Consider the following 1,800-nt stretch of genomic DNA (forward strand, 5'->3'; position numbering starts at 1 on the left):
GGCGGGCGTTTCAGTAAATGCCCGATTTGAGCAGCATATACATGAAGGCTCCTTCGTCTCAGGCGGGAGCCTATTCATGAACATTTCCTCGTCTCAAGCGGGAGCGTTATTTGAGAATTCGAAAATTTCCTAGCTTACTAAATATCTCTTGGAAAGATTAACTCATTTGTCATTCTACGGTCAAGAAGGGGAGATTCTTTGCACATCCTTTTAACAAATTGGTTGCTTTGAAAATGGTACTTTTCTTAGGAAAGTTGCATACGCAACGTTATGTTAATGAACTATTCCAGGATCAACCACTCCATATGCGCAGTGAAAACAGACTGAATTATCCTTTGGAAAGGGAAGAAGAAAATCCTACATTATGTTAATGGAATATCCGTAGATTGGACCTGATAATGGCAAGTAAAACCACCTCAAAAAGGCTTGTTGCGTTTTTATAAATGCTTATGAAAAGTGGTCTATTGTTAAGCCAGGACAATGACAACCAGACCTTCATAGGCTCATAGAAATCAACATGTAGACGGCACCTGCTCTGTTAAAGATTCTTAACGCATTCCTTAAGAGGCAGACTAGTGGTAGCTTAGTCGCTCTGTACTAGAACAACTAAATGCCATGAAAAACTTTATCCTCGGGATAATTATGTTGACCCTAACCGAATCAGCCTATGCCCAGCGACTTATGGACAATAGAGCGGTTAAAACGCAGAGTTCGATTGGACATTGGGTGATAGGCGTAGAGACGGACAATCTAGTCATACTGAAAAAAGTGCGAGATATCGGCGACGAAGACTATCAACGGAGACTAATGCCTACGGTTGGTTATTTCGTTACCCGTAACCTTATTCTTGGTGTAGGCATACCGCTTGGTTTGGCTCCTCGTACGGGAACTTACTACAGTAGTGGCACTGTGGGTCAAGCGGGGGTGTACCCAACCTCTATATCGCCTAAACAGATCGGAGTGGCCCCTTTTATTCAACAGTTCATCGGTCAAGGAAAGGTTAAACCTTTTATAGGGGCCTCTTACAGATACACCTATCAACAACTTGATTTTAGTATTCGTGACATATCCGTCTACTTGAAGCAGACCGGTAACGAATCTGAATTATCGGTTTTTACGGGCTTAACCTATTTGATTAGCCCGAAGATTGGGATTGATGTTAAACTTCGCTACGGTTGGCAAAGTGGGAATCATCCGTATGTGAGTTTTCCTAATCTTATGGAATCGGGTTATACGTCCAATTTTGCCTATACAAGTCAAACCCTAGCGGCTAATATTGGCCTTCGTTTGATAATCGGGAAGAAAGGCTAATAATAGAATAAAAGTGGTCTATTTTAACATAATGCCACTTGTGCGATTCGTTCACCCTAAATGATTGCGAAATCAGGGACGGGTGGCAAAGGGGGAAACCTCTTTGACAACTTGATAGTCGTGGGGGTGTGAGTCCCTCTCTCCAGATGCAGGAGTAACAGCGTCATCCCTACGGTAGCGACTAGTCCTCAATCCGTAAAGCGGGCCGGGCCGCCGGTGCGATGAAAAGACGGTAACGGTGAACCTAACGCCGAACCCCGACGAGCATGAGTGTACGGATAGCGAAAGCAAACGGGGCCGCCCGAGCGGATGTGTAAAAAGTAACTGTCGTTAATATGGAACAGCCCACGTAGGTTTATGGGCTGTGGCCAAAATGGCAAGGATAAGGGGCTGGCGGTAAGTGTACGACCAGATTGCATTCCCGATAAACCCGGCAGATAGCATCATCCTAACCACTCGATCAACGACGATCAGGAACGAAGTAACTCT

The 1,800-nt window shown here is 44.6% G+C and carries 1 protein-coding gene; it reads left to right on the plus strand.

Going from position 1 to position 1,800, the window contains the following annotated elements:
- Positions 1-615 precede the first annotated feature (615 nt).
- Positions 616-1,311, plus strand: a complete 696-nt coding sequence (locus tag ACFS25_RS27165; protein WP_381507595.1) for a hypothetical protein — start codon at positions 616-618, stop codon at positions 1,309-1,311.
- Positions 1,312-1,800: the final 489 nt, after the last annotated feature.

It is taken from the genome of Spirosoma flavum, assembly GCF_042686045.1.
Lineage (GTDB): Bacteria > Bacteroidota > Bacteroidia > Cytophagales > Spirosomataceae > Spirosoma > Spirosoma flavum.